Annotated in this window: 17 protein-coding genes; 3 read left to right on the top strand and 14 right to left on the bottom strand. The window is 66.3% G+C overall.

The window, feature by feature from the left end; translation table 11 throughout:
- Positions 1 to 65 precede the first annotated feature (65 nt).
- The 4 genes from IGS68_RS11795 to IGS68_RS35970 all read right to left on the bottom strand — a co-directional run bounded on the left by IGS68_RS11795 (position 66) and on the right by IGS68_RS35970 (position 4,630).
- Positions 66 to 1,220 (bottom strand): nicotinate phosphoribosyltransferase, encoded by a 1,155-nt coding sequence (locus tag IGS68_RS11795; RefSeq protein WP_201080163.1) that lies wholly within the window; start codon positions 1,218 to 1,220, stop codon positions 66 to 68.
- A 62-nt stretch (positions 1,221 to 1,282) separates the two neighbouring features.
- A complete protein-coding gene (locus IGS68_RS11790; protein ID WP_201080161.1) occupies positions 1,283 to 2,671 on the bottom strand; it encodes a class II 3-deoxy-7-phosphoheptulonate synthase in 1,389 nt (462 codons plus the stop codon).
- Between the two features lie 163 nt (positions 2,672 to 2,834).
- The gene (gene gor, locus IGS68_RS11785; protein WP_201080159.1) at positions 2,835 to 4,214 is read right to left on the bottom strand and encodes a glutathione-disulfide reductase; all 1,380 of its coding nucleotides are present in this window, start codon (positions 4,212 to 4,214) and stop codon (positions 2,835 to 2,837) included.
- A 284-nt stretch (positions 4,215 to 4,498) separates the two neighbouring features.
- The gene (locus IGS68_RS35970; RefSeq protein WP_256445765.1) at positions 4,499 to 4,630 is read right to left on the bottom strand and encodes a hypothetical protein; all 132 of its coding nucleotides are present in this window, start codon (positions 4,628 to 4,630) and stop codon (positions 4,499 to 4,501) included.
- 242 nt (positions 4,631 to 4,872) lie between these two features.
- Between IGS68_RS35970 and IGS68_RS11775 the strand changes: the two genes are divergently transcribed.
- Positions 4,873 to 5,172, top strand: coding sequence for a hypothetical protein (locus IGS68_RS11775; protein WP_201080155.1), 300 nt, complete (start codon positions 4,873 to 4,875; stop codon positions 5,170 to 5,172).
- An 84-nt stretch (positions 5,173 to 5,256) separates the two neighbouring features.
- Here IGS68_RS11775 and IGS68_RS11770 read toward each other — a convergent pair whose 3' ends face one another.
- The 9 genes from IGS68_RS11770 to IGS68_RS11730 all read right to left on the bottom strand — a co-directional run bounded on the left by IGS68_RS11770 (position 5,257) and on the right by IGS68_RS11730 (position 13,242).
- Positions 5,257 to 6,375 carry a branched-chain amino acid ABC transporter substrate-binding protein gene (locus IGS68_RS11770; protein ID WP_201080153.1) on the bottom strand — a complete coding sequence of 373 codons (1,119 nt, stop codon included), beginning with the start codon at positions 6,373 to 6,375 and terminating at the stop codon, positions 5,257 to 5,259.
- Positions 6,376 to 6,538: 163 nt separating this feature from the next.
- Positions 6,539 to 6,910: a DUF6867 family protein gene (locus IGS68_RS11765; protein ID WP_371821892.1), complete on the bottom strand. Its 372-nt coding sequence runs from the start codon at positions 6,908 to 6,910 to the stop codon at positions 6,539 to 6,541.
- A gap of 6 nt (positions 6,911 to 6,916) precedes the next feature.
- Complete coding sequence (locus tag IGS68_RS11760) at positions 6,917 to 7,627, bottom strand: ABC transporter ATP-binding protein (protein WP_201081265.1); 711 nt, start codon at positions 7,625 to 7,627, stop codon at positions 6,917 to 6,919.
- 8 nt (positions 7,628 to 7,635) lie between these two features.
- Positions 7,636 to 8,523: an ABC transporter ATP-binding protein gene (locus tag IGS68_RS11755; protein WP_201080151.1), complete on the bottom strand. Its 888-nt coding sequence runs from the start codon at positions 8,521 to 8,523 to the stop codon at positions 7,636 to 7,638.
- The gene (gene livM, locus IGS68_RS11750; RefSeq protein ID WP_201080150.1) at positions 8,520 to 10,007 is read right to left on the bottom strand and encodes a high-affinity branched-chain amino acid ABC transporter permease LivM; all 1,488 of its coding nucleotides are present in this window, start codon (positions 10,005 to 10,007) and stop codon (positions 8,520 to 8,522) included. Before livM ends, IGS68_RS11755 begins: the two co-directional genes overlap by 4 nt.
- A 4-nt stretch (positions 10,008 to 10,011) precedes the next feature.
- Positions 10,012 to 10,929 (bottom strand): ABC transporter permease subunit, encoded by a 918-nt coding sequence (locus tag IGS68_RS11745; protein WP_158045399.1) that lies wholly within the window; start codon positions 10,927 to 10,929, stop codon positions 10,012 to 10,014.
- Between the two features lie 449 nt (positions 10,930 to 11,378).
- On the bottom strand, positions 11,379 to 11,717 hold the full coding sequence (locus tag IGS68_RS11740) for an AzlD domain-containing protein (RefSeq protein WP_201080148.1): 339 nt from the start codon (positions 11,715 to 11,717) through the stop codon (positions 11,379 to 11,381).
- The gene (locus IGS68_RS11735; RefSeq protein WP_247881286.1) at positions 11,710 to 12,369 is read right to left on the bottom strand and encodes an AzlC family ABC transporter permease; all 660 of its coding nucleotides are present in this window, start codon (positions 12,367 to 12,369) and stop codon (positions 11,710 to 11,712) included. The genes IGS68_RS11740 and IGS68_RS11735 overlap by 8 nt, the downstream gene beginning before the upstream one ends.
- Before the next feature lie 156 nt (positions 12,370 to 12,525).
- Entirely contained in the window at positions 12,526 to 13,242 is a 717-nt protein-coding gene (locus IGS68_RS11730; protein WP_201080144.1) for a hypothetical protein, read from the bottom strand.
- Between the two features lie 192 nt (positions 13,243 to 13,434).
- On the opposite strand from IGS68_RS11730, the gene IGS68_RS11725 reads away from it, so the two are divergent.
- Positions 13,435 to 14,352 carry an ROK family protein gene (locus IGS68_RS11725; RefSeq protein ID WP_201080142.1) on the top strand — a complete coding sequence of 306 codons (918 nt, stop codon included), beginning with the start codon at positions 13,435 to 13,437 and terminating at the stop codon, positions 14,350 to 14,352.
- Between the two features lie 235 nt (positions 14,353 to 14,587).
- A complete protein-coding gene (locus IGS68_RS11720) occupies positions 14,588 to 14,935 on the top strand; it encodes a RidA family protein (RefSeq protein ID WP_201080140.1) in 348 nt (115 codons plus the stop codon).
- Here IGS68_RS11720 and IGS68_RS11715 read toward each other — a convergent pair.
- Positions 14,919 to 15,971 (bottom strand): zinc dependent phospholipase C family protein, encoded by a 1,053-nt coding sequence (locus tag IGS68_RS11715; RefSeq protein WP_201080138.1) that lies wholly within the window; start codon positions 15,969 to 15,971, stop codon positions 14,919 to 14,921. The genes IGS68_RS11720 and IGS68_RS11715 overlap by 17 nt on opposite strands.
- Positions 15,972 to 16,018: the final 47 nt, after the last annotated feature.

The raw sequence follows: 16,018 nt of genomic DNA, 5'->3' as shown, positions 1-16,018 counted from the left end.
TGCGCATCTCGGCGAGTGGCGCGGCCGGCTGCGTGAACCGAAGCGGTTCAACCCGACGCGGACCGTTATTTCCGGAACAGGAACTCGCGGCCTACCTTGACCCGCTTCTCGCCGTCATACTCGATGATATCGGCGGTCGCATAGGTCTCGGTCCAGCGCTCGGGCAGGTAGCTGCCGGTCCCGATCACGTCGATCGGCGCCTGGGCTTCCGCCATGATTCGGCACTTGGCCGGGCTGAAGCCGCTGCTGGCCACGATCTTGACCTTGTCGAAGCCGGCGGCGTCCAGCGCGTCGCGCAAGTGGAAGATGGCCGCCGCCGACACGCCGGTGCCGATCAGGTAGCGGAGCTGGGTCTCGTCCCGATAGCCGCGGATCGCAGCCGGGACATGGCGCTCCAGCACCGCGTAGGAGCCGGGCGGATCGAGACCCTCGATGAAGCGGCCGCCCGGCGTGTCGATGCGCATGCTCAGCCGGCCCTCTTCGGCCAAGTGCGGCAGCCGCCGGCAGACCTCCAGGCTGTCGGTGACCTCCCGGCCGAAATAGTCCACCAGAACCGTCAGGTTCTGGTCGGGGAAGGTCTCGTGGAACATCTCGGCCGCCCGCACGGTCGACCCGGCATAGCCGATCAGGGCGTGGGGCATGGTTCCCATGCCGGCGGACCGGCCGAAATAATGGGCCGTCGCGTCGGTGGCGTTGCCGACGAATCCGACGGCGCCGACCTTCCGCTTGGCTCGGGCCGAGCCGACGCTGGCCGCGTAGGCCATGATCTCCGCCATCTCGGTGCCGGCGCAGTGACGCGCGTCCATGGCGAGGAACGCCACCTTGGGAAGGTCGGCGCACATGGTGAAGGCGTTGTAGGCTGCGACGCAGGCGGGACCCAGCTTCATCAGCAGCAGGGTTTCAAGGTCGACCAGATGATAGAGCGGGCCGGTGATGTACAGGATCGGCTCGCCGGCGCCGATCCAGCGGCCCTCGGTGTGCAGCAGGTCCACCTCGACCTCGAACCCGCGCTCGCGGGCGACACCCTGGAGCCATTCGACGGCGAGACGGGGCGCCGAGACGACGGGCCGGCGCATGAAGATCGCGTAGGTGACCCGTTTGTCGCCGAACCGGCCGACCGTGTCCTTGGTGCGCAGGAAATAGGTGTCGGTCCACCTGGCGATGTCGGATACCGACGGCCGGGGGGATTGCAGGATGCGGTCGTTGTCTCGACTGTCCAAGATTTAGCGCTCTGGTTGGCCCCGGAACGGCCTGGGACCGCTCCGGGGCTGGTTCTGTGCGGTCACTCCGCCGCGGCGATCCGGCGCTCCCGGTCCTGCTGCTGACGGCTCCGCTTCAGACCTTCCGCTATAAGGAACGCCAGTTCAAGGGCTTGGCTGGCATTCAGGCGCGGATCGCAGTGGGTATGGTAGCGTTTGGCGAGGGCATGGTCGGTGATCGCCTGGGCTCCGCCGGTGCATTCCGTCACGTCCTGGCCGGTCAGTTCGAAATGGACGCCGCCGGGATGGGTCCCCTCCGCCTGGTGGACGGAGAAGAAGTCCTTCACCTCCGACAGGATGCGGTCGAACGGCCGCGTCTTGTAGCCGGTGGACGACTTGATGGTGTTGCCGTGCATGGGATCGCACGCCCACACGACCACCCGCCCCTCGCGCTGGACCTTGCGGATCAGGGCCGGCAGCTTGTCCTGCACCTTCTCGTGGCCCATGCGCGCGATCAGCGTCAGGCGTCCCGGCTCGTTCGCGGGGTTCAGGATGTCGATCAGGCGGATCAGCTCGTCCGGGTCGCTTGTCGGGCCGCACTTCAGGCCGATCGGGTTCTTGACGCCGCGCAGGAACTCGACATGGGCATGGTCGGGCTGACGGGTGCGGTCGCCGATCCACAGCATGTGGGCCGACACGTCGTACCAGTCGCCCGTGGTGCTGTCGACGCGGGTCAGCGCCTCCTCGTAGGGGAGCAGCAGCGCCTCGTGGCTGGTGAAGAAGTCGGTCTCTCGCAGCTGGGGCGTCGTCTCCGCGGTGATGCCGCAGGCCGCCATGAAGTTCAGCGTCTCGTCAAGCCGGTCGGCCAGGTCGCGGTAGCGCTCGCCGGCCGGGCTGCGCTCGACGAAGCCCAGGTTCCACTGATGGACCTTGTGCAGGTCGGCATAGCCGCCCTGGGCGAAGGCGCGCAGCAGGTTGAGCGTGGCGGCGGCCTGGTTGTAGGCCTGCACCATGCGGTCGGGATCGGGCTCGCGCGAGGCCGCGTCGAAGTCGAACCCGTTGATGATGTCGCCGCGGTAGCTCGGCAGCTCGGTGCCGTCGATGGTCTCGGTGTCGGTCGAGCGGGGCTTGGCGAACTGCCCCGCCATGCGGCCGACCTTCACCACCGGCGTGGAGCCGCCGAAGGTCAGCACCACCGCCATCTGGAGCAGGACGCGGAAGGTGTCGCGGATGTTGTTGGGATGGAACTCGGCGAAGCTCTCGGCACAGTCGCCGCCCTGGAGCAGAAAACCGTTGCCGTGGGCCACGTCCGCCAGGGCCGCCTTGAGCCGCCGCGCCTCGCCCGCGAAGACCAGCGGCGGATAATTCGACAGACGCTGCTCGGCCGCGGCCAACTTGTCCTGGTCGGCATAGACGGGCATCTGCTTGACGGGCTTCGAGCGCCAGGTGTTCGGGGTCCAGCGTTCGGCCATGGCACCATCCTCCACATTGACCGGCGCAATCCTCATCGCTCCGGTCGCTTTTTCGACAATCCAAGAGGTCTGGCTATACTTCCTTCAGCGTTTCATTTCCAGAGCTAAAGAATCCGCCGCGACTCGGAGGGGCCGACCAACCGGCCGCGGCGATCCCCGCCCCCTACTCCGCCGCCTCGCTGCGGACCGGGTCGGGTACCTTGTCGCGCATGGTGACGAACTCCTCGGCGGCGGACGGGTGCAGGCCGATCGTGCGGTCGAACTGCCGTTTGGTGGCGCCGCAATTCATGGCGATCGCGAGCCCCTGGACGATCTCAGGCGCGTCGGGGCCGAGCATGTGGGCACCCATCACGCGATCGCTCCGGCGATCCACCACCAGCTTCATCAGCGTCCGTTCGTCACGGCCGCTCAGCGTGTTCTTCATCGGCCTGAAGGCGCTCTTGTAGACGTCGATCTCGCCGCAGACCTGGCGGGCCTGCGCTTCCGACAGGCCGACCGTGCCGATCGGCGGGCTGCTGAAGACGGCGGTCGGAATGTTGGAGTAATCGACCTCGATCGGATTGTCGTTGTACATGGTCTCGACGAAGGCGCGTCCTTCTGCGATGGCGACCGGCGTCAACGCCACCCGGTTGGTCACGTCGCCGACCGCATAGATGTTGTCGATGTTGGTGCGCGACCAGGAGTCGACCTTCACCCCGCCCTTCTCGTCCCGTTCGACCCCGATCTCCTCCAAGCCCAGGTTGCGGGTGTTGGGAACCCGGCCGGTCGCCGCGAACACCAGTTCCGTCTCGAGCCGCTCGCCGTCGCGCGCGACGACGCAATAGCCGTCGTCGAGCTTCTCCAGCCGGTCCAGCTTGATGCCGGTCCGGATGGTGATGCCGCGCTTGCGCATCTCCATCGCCAGCGCCTGGCGGATATCGTCGTCGAACCCGTTCAGCAGGTCGCCGCTGCGGATCATCATCGTGATGTCGACGCCCAGCGCGTTGAAGATGCAGGCGAACTCGACGGCGATGTAGCCGCCGCCGATGATCACCATGCGCGAGGGCAGCCGCTTCAGGTCCAGTGCCTCGTTCGAGCTGATGGCATGCTCGAATCCCGGCAAGCTCGGGCCGACAGGGTGCCCGCCGGTCGCGATCAGGATGGTGCGCGCGGTGTAGCGTCGCCCGGCGACTTCGACGGTATGCCGATCGATCAGCCGGCCGAAGCCCTCGATCAGGGTCACGCCCGCTTTTTCCAGCATCCCGATATAGATGTGGTTCAGCCGATCGATCTCCCGGTCCTTGGCGGCCAGCAGCTTCGGCCAATCGAAATCCGGGACGGTGGCGTCCCATCCGTATCCGACGGCATCCTCGAAGGCATCGCGGAATTGTCCGCCGTACATCAGCAACTTCTTGGGCACGCAACCGCGGATGACGCAGGTCCCGCCGACCTTGCTGCCCTCGCAGATCGCGACGCGGGCGCCGTGGGCGGCGGCGCGGCGGCTGGCGGCGACGCCGCCCGATCCGGCGCCGATGGTGAACAGGTCGTAGTCGTAGGACGCCATCGTCTCATTCCTCTGATGCGGACACAGCACTGCCGATACCGGCCCCGGCAATGCATAGCCTAACGCAAATGGCCCCTGAAGGCTCGAACCGGAACCCCGGCGCACGCCTTTCCAGATGAATTGCGGGCCGGGAATGTCGGCCTTGGATGGGGCGGCCTGTCCTCGACCTCGATGGTGTTGTGCCTCCCGGAAAGATCCTCCGCGGGGGCCGGTCCGGCCGCGGGAGCACCCTTGCCGCGATGCCGGCAAGGGGCGCTGGATGCCCGGCCTCGGCCCCGTTCCCGTCAGGCCTCTTCGCCGACCCGTTCGAACTGTTCCGGGTCCAGCAGGGCGGCGATTGCCAGGGTCTTCAGCGTCTTGGGATCGTCGGCCCGCTTCATCTGCGCATGGGTCGCCCCCATGACGTCTTTCCGCACGGCGACGATTTCCCATACGCTGCCGCCGGGGCCCAGCCTCCGGTAGCGCTGGCCTTCCGTTATCTCACGTTTCCTTCGCCGCATTGGCATTCTCCAGAACCTGTGATTTTTCCAACCAAGCCGGCATGGGAGATGATTAAACCAGCGGCGGTACCCTTGCGAGAGTTTCCGCACCTCCCACATCGCGGGTTTGAGTTTTGTGACGGAAACGCAACAGCGATCCGTCATTCAACGAACGTCGTATGCCGGAAGAAGCTCGGCACCAAAAGGAACAGATGCCTCATCTTGACCGTTACATGGACATGAAAACCGATCTCGACATTCTTCTGGTAGCGACTCGTCTGGTCGAAGAACTGGGCGATGACGCCGTGCGCCTGGCCAAGGTCAAGCTGGTCGAACTCATCGCCGCGAACAACCTGCGCGCCGCCGCCTTCTGGCGTGACGTCCTGCGTGTTTGCGAGGAGCAGGCCGGCATCAAGCCGGCTGATGTCCTGCAGCCCCGCCCCCCGGCGTCCGACCAGGCCAAGCTCGCGGCCCACTGACGCCTCGCCCGACTGCGCGGCGGCCAGACCCGAAAAAAGCCCGGCGCGATGCGCCGGGCTTTTCGTCGTGCCGAGTCCCTGGCCTTAGTTGGTCGTCACTTCCGCGTACTTGCCGTCGTTCCACTTGTAGAACACATAGGCCGGGGTCGTGACGTCGCCTTTCTGGTCGAACGCGATCTTGCCGATCACCGTGTCGAATTCGGTGCTCCGCAGGACCGCGGCCACCTTGTCCAGATCGGTCGAGCCGGCCTTCTCCGCGGCCTGCTTGAAGATCTGCATCGCCGCGTAGGTGTACAGCGTGTAGCCTTCCGGCTCGTAGCCCTGGGCCCGGAACTTCTCGACCACCGCCTTGGCGGCCGGCTTGTTGCGCGGGTCGGGTCCGAAGGTCATCAGGGTGCCCTGTCCGGCCGGACCGGTGATCGTCCAGTATTCCTCGGTGACCAGCGCGTCGCCCGAGATGATCTGGACGCTCATGCCCTGATCCTTCAGCTGGCGCGCGATCAGGCCGGCTTCCGTGTGGTAGCCGCCGACATACAGGACGTCGATGGCCGACTGCTTCAGCTTGCTGACCAGGGCCGAATAGTCACGCTCGCCGGCGGTGTACGCCTCGTACAGCTTCTCCTTGAGGCCGGCCGCGTTCAGCGACTTCTGCGTCTCGTCGGCCAGACCCTTGCCGTAGGCGCTCTTGTCGTGGATGATCGCGACGTTCTTGCCCTTGTACATGGTCGCGATGTACTCGCCGGCGACCTTGCCCTGCTGGTCGTCGCGGCCGCAGACTCGGAAGACGTTGTTGCCCTTGGCCTCGTCGGTCAGCTTCGGGTTGGTCGAGGCGGGAGAGATCTGCAGGATGCCCTCTTCCGTATAGACCTGGCTGGCCGGGATCGAGGAGCTGGAGCAGAAATGCCCGGCGACGAAGATGGCGCCCGCGCCGGCGAGCTGGTTGGCGACGGCCACCGCCTGCTTCGGGTCGCAGGCGTCGTCGCCGACCTCCAGCTTGATCTTCTCGCCCAGGATACCGCCGGCGGCGTTCAGGTCCGCCGCGGCCATCTGCGCGCCCTTGTTCATCTGCTCACCGAACGCCGCGTACTGACCGGTCATCGGGCCGGCAACGGCGATCACCATGTCCGCGTAGGCGGCCGACGCGGCTGCGGTGGCGAGAGTGAAAGCGGCGGTCGCCGCAAGAAGCGCTTTTTTCAACTTCATAACCACAATGCTCCCTGTTCATGAGCTGGTCGTTACATGCCTTGCGGGAAGGCCGAACCGGTTGCCGCCCGTATCGCGGGGCGATCGGCGGGCGGCACTCCCCGTTGTATTTTCATTATATCTGACCTGTCGCGCAGTGCGACAGAATCCGTCATCCCATGACTTACGAAACGGCCGCGTGGCCGCCCGCGGAGTTCTTCTCGCGCCAGCCGAACAAGCCGCTGCGTTCGTAGAGCCAGGGATACTGCTTCGTCATCTTGCGGGCCTGGGTCATCCGGTACGCCGCGATGCAGATCACCGTCAGCACGGCGGTGTGGATGACGTACCCGGTTACGCTGAGCAGTTCCCCTCCGAACAGGGCGTAGAGCAGGAACCGGTCGCCCAGCCCCAGCAGCGCCGTGTAGAGGAAGGCGGTCCGCATCGGCCGCCATTTCGACGCCATCCCCTGCCCGGTCATGAAGGCCGCGCCGCCGAACAGGACCACCGTCAGGCCGATGAACACGGGGATAGAGGTTCCGAGTAGCTGTTCCATCATGGCCTCCTAGTGCCCGCCTTCCAGGTATGCCGTGCGAACCTCCTCGTTGGCGAGGAGTTCGCGGCCGGTGCCCTGGAGGGTGATGTTGCCGTTGACCATGACATAGCCGCGGTGGGCCAGCTTGAGCGCGTGGAAGGCATTCTGCTCCACCAGGAAGACGGTCATCCGCTGCTCGCGGTTGATATCCTCGATCACCTTGAAGATCTGCTTCACGATCAGCGGCGCCAAGCCCAGCGACGGCTCGTCCAGCAGCAGCAGGCGCGGCTGGCTCATCAGCGCGCGGCCGATCGCCAGCATCTGCTGCTCGCCCCCGGAGAGCGTGCCGCCGCGCTGGGACTGGCGCTCCTTCAGGCGGGGGAACAGGGTATAGACCCGCTCCAGCTCTCGGTCGAAGCTGCCGGGCTGGGCCGTCACCGAGCCCATCTGCAGGTTCTCCAGGACGGTCATGCGGCCGAAGATCCGCCGGCCCTCGGGCGATTGGGCGATGCCTCGCCGCACGATCTCGAAGGTGGGGACCCGGGTGATGTCCTCGCCCTCGAAGATGATCCTGCCGAACTTAGCCTGCGGGTTGCCGCAGATGGTCATCAGCAGGGTCGACTTGCCGGCGCCGTTGGCGCCGATCAGCGTCACGATCTCGCCGGCGGACACTTCCATGTCCACGCCCTTCAGGGCTTCGATGGAACCGTAGAAGGTATGGACGCCCTGAATCTTCAGCATGGGCTCGCTCATGCCCCCTCCTCCCGCTCCGCGACCTCGGGCAGGTCCCGCTTCACCTCGTCCGGCAGTTCCTCGTCCTCCTCCTCGCCCAGGTAGGCACGGATCACGGTCGGGTCGGCCTTGACGAATTCCGGCGTCCCGTCGGAGATCTTGCGGCCATAATCCAGCACCACGACATGGTCGGAGATCTTCATGACCACGCTCATGTCGTGCTCGATCAGCAGCACGCCGATCTTCTCCTCGTCGCGGATATGGATCAGCAACTCGCTGAGGTCCCCCGACTCGCGCGGGTTCAGGCCTGCGGCCGGCTCGTCCAGGCACAGCAGGACCGGCTCGGTGCACATGGCGCGGGCGATCTCCAACCGGCGCTGGGCGCCGTAGGGCAGGTTGCCGGCTTCCCAGTCGGCGAACCTGGTGAGCTTGACCTTGTCCAGCCAATAGCGCGCCAGCTCGACCGCCTGCTTCTCCGCCTTGCGGTAGCTCGGCAATCCCAGCAGCCCGGCCAGGGTGAAGGCCGACGCCTTCATCAGCTTGTTGTGCTGGGCCACCACGAGGTTCTCCAGCACGCTCATGCGGGCGAAGAGGCGGATGTTCTGGAAGGTCCGCGCGACTCCGGCCTGCTGGGAGATCCGGAATGCCTCCAGCCGCTCCAGCAGGAAGATGCCGTCCGGGCGGTGCAGGGCAAGACGCCCGACCGTCGGCGAATAGAAGCCCGTCAGGCAGTTGAACATGGTGGTCTTGCCGGCGCCGTTCGGGCCGATGATCGCGGTGATCTGACGCTCCATCGCCGTGAACGAGACGTCGTTGACGGCGACCAGACCGCCGAACCGCATGGTCAGATGCTCGACTTCGAGCAACGGGGTTCCGGGTATTGGGGTATCGGGTACGGTTGTCATGCCCCCGCCTCCGAGTCGGCTTGCTGCTGCCTTGCGCTGCGCTTGGGGTGCAGCAGGATGGTGGGATCGCGATGCGCCAGCAGGCCCCTCGGCCGCCAGACCATGATCAGCACCATGCCCATGCCGAAGGTCAGCATGCGGTACTCGGCGAGCTCGCGGAATGCCTCGGGCAGGCCGATCACGATCAGGGCCGCGACGACCACGCCGATCTGGCTGCCCATGCCGCCCAGAACGACGATCGCCAGGATGATCGCCGATTCGATGAAGGTGAAGCTCTCCGGGCTGATGAAGCCCTGGCGCGTCGCGAAGAAGGATCCGGCGAAGCCGCCGAACATGGCCGCGATGGTGAAGGCGGCAAGCTTGATGTTGGTCCGGTTGATGCCCAGCGACGTGCAGGCGATGTCGTCCTCGCGCAGCGCCTCCCAGGCGCGGCCCAGCGGCAGCTTCCTGATCCTCATGGTGAAGAAGTTGACCAGCAGCGCCAGCACCAGGATCAGGTAGTAGAGGAAGATGATCCGGTGCATCGGATCGAACGAGATCCCGAAGAGCTGGTGGAACGCGATCTCGCCCTCGGGCGGGCGCCGGTCGAAATCGGCGATCCCGAAGAAGCTGGGGCGCGGGATGCCCGAGATGCCGTTCGGCCCCCCGGTGAAGACGGCCCAGTTCAGCAGCACCACGCGGATGATCTCGCCGAAGCCCAGGGTGACGATCGCGAAGTAGTCGCCGCGCAGCCGCAGCACCGGAAAGCCCAGGATCAAGCCCGAGAATGCCGCCAGGATGCCGGCCAGCGGCAGGCACAGCCAGAAGCTGAAGCCGAAATACTGCGCCAGCAGCGCGTAGGAATAGGCACCGACCGCGTAGAACGCGACATAGCCCAGGTCCAGCAGGCCGGCCAGCCCGACCACGATGTTCAGGCCCCAGCCCAGCATGATGTAGGTCAGGATCAGGATGCCGATATCCACGACCGACCGGCTGGCGAACGGCAGGAACGGCAGGATGACGGCGAAGGCCACGGCGATCGGGCCGATCCAGACGGCGGCGTCCTGGACCCTGGCGCCCAGCCGGTCCATGGCGCGGTCGCGCTCCTGCTGGCTCAGCGTGCTGCGGTCGCGCCGCACCGTGATGGCGGCGCGGATGGCCAGCACCGCGGCACCGGTGATGGTGATGACCTTGAGGATCTCGCTCGGGAACGGGACGAACCAGGACACCAGGGCGATGGCGAGGCTGACGCCCAGCACCGCGACGGCATGCCCTTCCCGGGTCAGGATCAACCCGATCCGGCCGATGAAGACCAGGAGGACGCTGATCAGCACCTCGTCGAAACGGGTCACGACGGTCAGCCGGGAGCCGACGTCGACCGTCCTGAGCCCGACCAGCGGCAGGGTCAGGGCCAGCGCCACGAGCGCCGTGAGGCCGGCCTCCTTCAGCATGGCGCCCACGTCGAGGCGTCGCCGGTCGGGGGTTTGGGATAGGATCGCGGTCATCGGATCAGACCTTCTCGATTTCGGGTTTGCCGAGCAGACCCGTGGGGCGGAAGATCAGCACCAGGACCAGGATGGCGAAGGTCGCCACATCCTTGTACTCGATCGAGAAATAGGCCGACCAGAACGCCTCGATCAGGCCGATCAGCAGCCCGCCCAGCATGGCCCCGGGCAGCGAGCCGATGCCGCCCAGCACCGCCGCGGTGAAGGCCTTCACCCCCGCCAGGAATCCTATGAAGAAGTCGATCACGCCGTAATAGAGCGTGACCATCACGCCCGCGACCGCGGCCAGGGCGGCGCCCATCACGAAGGTCAGCGAGATCGTCCGGTCGACGTTCACGCCCAGCAGCCCGGCCATGGTCTTGTCCTGCTCGCACGCGCGCTGGGCCCGGCCCAGGTCCGTCCGCGTGATCAGCAGGGTGAAGCCCACCATCAGCGCGGTGGTCAGCAGGATGATCAGGATCTGCAGGTAGCTGAGGCTGACCACGAACCCGTCCGCGCGCTCCATGATCACGAAGCCGCCCTGGATCACCGGCGGCATCGGCTTGACCCGGGCGCCCTGGACCAGCTGCACGTAGTTCTGCAGGAAGATCGACATGCCGATCGCGGAGATCAGCGGCGCCAGCCGGAACGACCCTCGGAGCGGCCGGTAGGCCAGCCGCTCGATCGTCCAGCCGTAAATGCTCGTGAACACCATGGAGATGATCAGCACCAGCATCAGCATCACCGGCACCCAGGTGATCCCGGCCGCCCCGAGCACGATGAAGCTGATCACGGCGATGAAGGCGCCGATCATGTAAATCTCGCCATGGGCGAAATTGATCATGCCGATGATGCCGTACACCATCGTGTAGCCGATCGCGATCAGGCCGTAGATGGCCCCGAGCGTCAGCCCGTTGATCAATTGTTGAAGGAAGTATTCCATGTCCTCGCTACCCAGACGTCGTTTGCGTCAGAGAGTCGGCACGCGCCTTCCCGTCCAGGCACGGGACAAGCCCGGCCGGCAAGAGGGGCGGACCAGGGGTCCAGACCCTTGCGAACAGCTCCAAAGGCCGGCGTGGCGAACCTCTGCGGCGCCGACGGAATTGCAAACAGTCGGAAGTCTCCCGATTCGAACCTTCGGCACGGCGGTTCAGCGCGCCGGCCTTATTCTTGACGCGACGTTATATTACCCTCAACGGCCGGGCAAGCGGGGAAAATCGGCTCTCCGGAGACGCGAGCGGACTTGGACGAACGCTGTGCAATTGCAGCACAAGAAACCCGCATACTGCCTGAAATGAAACAGGCCTCCGTCACTTCGCGACGAAAGCCGGAGGCCGGACGTTGTTTTAAATCGTGTAATGATCGGTTGAGTCGACCCGGTATCGGCGCCGGTCAGAACATCCGGACGCCGCCCACCGTAAGCGCGATCAGCGCCAGCGTTCCGGCGGTGACGCCGAAGAAGATGCTTTTCCGCATGATGAAGAACACGGCGAGCGCGATCGCGGCGGACAACAGGCGGGAACCCAGGTCGGTTTCCTGCAGCGGGCCGACCGGCAGGATGATCATGCGGGCGATCAATCCGGCGAGCAGCGCGTAGGCGACGCACCCGACCCATTCGAAGACGGGTCCCCCGGGATTGATCCGGCCCGACAATGCCACGCCAAGGGCACGCCATACATAGGTCGCGGCCGCCCCCACCAGCAGGACGACGAAGATCCAAGCGTCAGCCACGGCGCCTCGCGACCAGCCTGTCGGCCCCGAACGCGGCGCTCCCGGCGATAAGGCCGGTCAGCATGAGTCCCCAATCATGGGAAAAGGTGTGAAGCGTCGGCCCCATCACGGCCCCCAGGCCCAGCGCGATCACCCGCGCCCGGTGGCGCAGGTCCGTCGCGAAGATCAGCATGAAGTAGATCGGGTTGAGGAAGACCAGCCCCAGCGTGACCGACTGCGGCACCGCGTCCGCCAGGGCGAAGCCGACGGCGGTCCCGATCAGGCTTGCCAGCCACAGGACCGTTGCGAAACCGACGAAATAGGGCAGCCGGACATCCCGCGGCATTTCCGGGCACCGGCGCATCGAGAAGGCCCAGGCGGTGACCGCGACCAAATGGGAATAGAAGTAGTATCGCCAGCGCGGCACCGCCGGATCGTGGATCAACGGCATCAGGGTGATGGTCATCGGCATCAGGCGGGCGTTGGTCAAGGCCACCGCCAGGGCGATCACCAGCAGCGAAGCGCCGACGCCGTAGAGTTCGACCAGCGCCACCTGTCCCGGAAGCGCCCAGGCGGAGAGGGTCGAGAAGAGCCCGAGCCACAGGCCCATCCCGCTTTCGCGAACAAGTGATCCGAACCCGACATAGCTGGCGCCCAGAACTATCGACGGCATGCCGACGGCTTCACGGGCGGCAATAAGGAACATTGTGCGCCGGGCCTTTGAATCGGCCGGCGTTGCGGTACCTGTCATGAATGTCCTGCGCGGCGGCCGGAATTCCGGAATGGTGATCGGCCGCCGCCGGAAGCGAGAATTACCCCGCCGCCGTCCTCAGTCAACTTTGGCGGCGGTCACGACCGTCTTGTTCGGCTTGGCCGGCGCCGACTTGCCGGTGCTCGCCACCTTGGCCGGACTGGCCTTCGAGGCGGTCTTCGAAGCCTTGGAACCCTGGACCTGCGGCTTGCTGGAGGCCTGGGCCACCTGCGGGACGCCCTCGTCGCCCAGCAGTTCCGCGACCTTCACGCCGCACGGCGGCGCCGCCGCGATCTGTCCCGCGTCCTCGGTCGACAGGTACTTCTTCAGTTCCCCGTCGGTCATGGCCATCGCCTGGTCCACCCGGTCGCTGTGGGACTGGCAGAACACGGGCGGCGTCAGCAACGCCGCGCGCTGCGCGATCTCGTTGGCGAGAACGGTCCGGAAATCGTCGAACCTGCGGGTCGGGTTGGACTTGTCGGTCTCGCGGAAATGGCCGATCAGCACCTTTTCCCAAGTCATGAGCTGGGTGCGGTGCTTGGTGGTGAAGCTCTGGTACTTGGCGAACAGGTTGCGTTCCTGCTGGACCGAGTTGCAGGTCAGGCCGATGACCATCAGCTCGGTATGGAGACGCATCGCCTGCTCGGCGTCATACTCCGCCGGGGAATAGCACGCGGACTTGGCCCACGCGGACGACGATGCCGCCAGCACGCAGGCGGCCGTGACGGCGGTGACGATGCGGCGCGCGCTGCGGCGCGCCGGCTTCTCGCGATGGGGTTCGATGGCACTGCTCATGGAAAACGGCCCTGTCGAGATTCCGGATGGGTGGGATTGAACGAAAGAATTACTTCCTTGGGGGCAGATTGCCTGAATACGCCGTGAGATACAACGTCTGCCTGCCGCAATTTTTGGCGGTGAGGACTGGCGGTCCATCGGCTAAGCTCCGGCTTCATATTCGTCAAACGCTCAATCCGCTGGTTTTCCTCAATGATCCGCATCGGCATCGATCTTGGTGGCACCAAAATCGAGGGAATCGCCATAGACCGCAACGGTCGGGAACTCTCCCGCCGCAGAATCGGCACACCGCGTGGCAATTATGCAGCAACCCTGGAGGCGCTGGCGGGACTGGTATCCTGGCTGGAGGAGCGGGCCGGCGGTTCCGGCACCGTGGGCATCGGCATACCCGGCGTCGTGCTGCCGCCCGGCGGCTTGGTCAGGAAGGCGAATTCCACCTGGCTGATCGGCCACTCGCTGGGCGACGATCTCGGCGCTCTGGCCGGTCGCCCGGTACGGGTGCAGAACGATGCCAATTGTTTCGCGGTGTCGGAAGCGGCGGACGGCGCCGGCGCGGGTTTCGACACGGTGTTCGGCGCGATCGTCGGAACGGGAACCGGTGCCGGCATCGTGACCGGGGGCAGGGTGCTGACCGGCCGCAACGGGATAGCCGGCGAGTGGGGGCACACTTCCCTGCCGTGGCCGGGCGCCGGCGAGCATCCCGGCCCGGCCTGCTATTGCGGCCGGGCCGGCTGCATCGAGACCTGGATCTCCGGGCCGGCGTTCGCCGCCGACCACGCGCGGATCACGGGAGAGCGGCTTTCGGCGCAGGAGATCGCGGCCCTGGCGGACGCGGGCGATCCCGGCGCCTCCGCGAGCCTCGAGCGCTACGCCGACCGGCTGGCGCGCAGCCTCGCCATGGTGATCGACGTGCTCGACCCCGACGTGATCGTGCTGGGGGGCGGAATGTCCAACGTCGCCCGCCTCTATCCGATGCTGCCGCCGCTGCTGAGCCGCTGGTGCATCTCCGATACGGTGGACACGCCCATCCTTCCCGCCCGCCATGGCGACTCCAGCGGCGTCCGCGGGGCCGCCTGGCTGTGGAGCGCCGCCGAGGGCGCGGCCCCGTGAAAGCGCAGTGACGGCCCGATACATGGCCTTGTCCAAGAACAGGCAAGTAACGGTACGGGAAAGCCCCGGACCGGAATGGCGACGGCCGGCGGTCTCCCGCGGTACCGGGAGCGGGCCTTCCGCGAACGGCCGGCCACGGCGTTTTCGCCATAACCGGTTGCGCCGCGCCGCCCGGGATGCGAACACTGCGCTCCCACGAACCCTTGCCCGAAGAAATCACCAGGGGAAAGAACCGATGTCCATCCAGCGTTTCAAGATCGGCCCGCGCATGAGCCAGGTGGTCGTCCACAACGACACCGTCTACCTCGCCGGCCAGGTCGCCGAGGACACCACCGCCGACGCGAAGGGCCAGACCGAGCAGATCCTGCGCCAGATCGACGAACTCCTCGCCCTCGTCGGCACCGACAAGAGCAAGCTGCTGTCGGCCACCGTCTATCTCAGCGAAATGGCCCATTTCGGCGCGCTGAACGCCGTCTGGGAAGCCTGGGTGGATGCCTCGAACCCGCCGGTCCGCGCCACCGTCGAGGCGAAGCTGGCGGCCCCCAAGTATCAGGTCGAAATCGCGGTCATCGCGGCGAAGTGACCGGACCGGGATAGCCCCACATCCGGTCCGCCGGGAAGATGTCGAAGTGAACGGCCATTCTGGCCGGACAGCGGGATAGGCCGACGTCGAGGCTGCGGCCGTCCAGCACCGCGTCGAGAGCGTCCGACGATGCTCCCTTCCTGATGCCGTCGGCGGCGGTCACCAGATCGACCGCCAGTCGCCGGGCGTCACTCCACATCGACTCCAGCGTCGCCGCCACCCGTTCCCCCGTGACCGGGTGGCGGTATCCCTGGAAGGCGAACAGATCCGTCGGCAGGCGGTCCGCATCGGCGGGATAGAACAGGGCCAGGAAAGCGCGCAGGCGTCCGTCCGTCATCCTGTTCGCCCGCGCGACGGCCCTCATCGCGGCGGGGGACGCGAACTGCCGCGTCAGAAGCATCTGGACCCTGTAGAAGCGCCGCGCGTAGCGTCCGACGTCACCGTCGATCCGCCAGGCCGACCGGAAGCAGTCCGCGAAGAAACCAAGGCAGGCGAGATTGGAGGTCCCGTTCCGCCGCACCGCCTCCAGGGCGCCGAAATGGGCGAGGTCGGTTCCCCGCCGGCCGAGCATCAGCAGGTCAAGCCAGGACTCCGCAAGCCGATGGCGCATTTGCGAGTCGGTCCGTTGCACAGGATCGGCATCGTAATACTGCCCGGTCACCGAGTAGACCCAGGGATGGAAGACGATATCCAGCGCCATGTGGGTCAGGAAACCGCAGACGAAGGCGAACTTGGCGTCGTCGGAAGCCCTCCCGGCCCTTTCCGTCGTGCCGCCGCGCAGCCGTTCCAGCATTTCGCGGATCGGCGTGCCGGTATCCTCGCCCTCCTCCCCGTGGATGATGTCGCCCCAGGGGTGGAAGTCCCGGTCCAGTACCGGCAGCGTGAACCCGTAGAAGAGCGTGTCGGTGGCGATCGAACCGAAATGGAGCGTCGCGCGTTCGCGCCTCAGCAGGCTCGCCAAGCCGGTCCGGCCGCCTGCTTCCAGGTCGGCCGCCACGGCGTCCGCGAACAGGATATGCGTCAACTCCTTCGGCATCGTCGCCTTTCCCGTCTTCCAGGATCGGCCCCGACAGGAACCGGGAG

The organism is Skermanella sp. TT6, from assembly GCF_016653635.2.
Lineage (GTDB): Bacteria > Pseudomonadota > Alphaproteobacteria > Azospirillales > Azospirillaceae > Skermanella > Skermanella cutis.
This window is presented reverse-complemented; position numbering and strand designations above follow the sequence as displayed.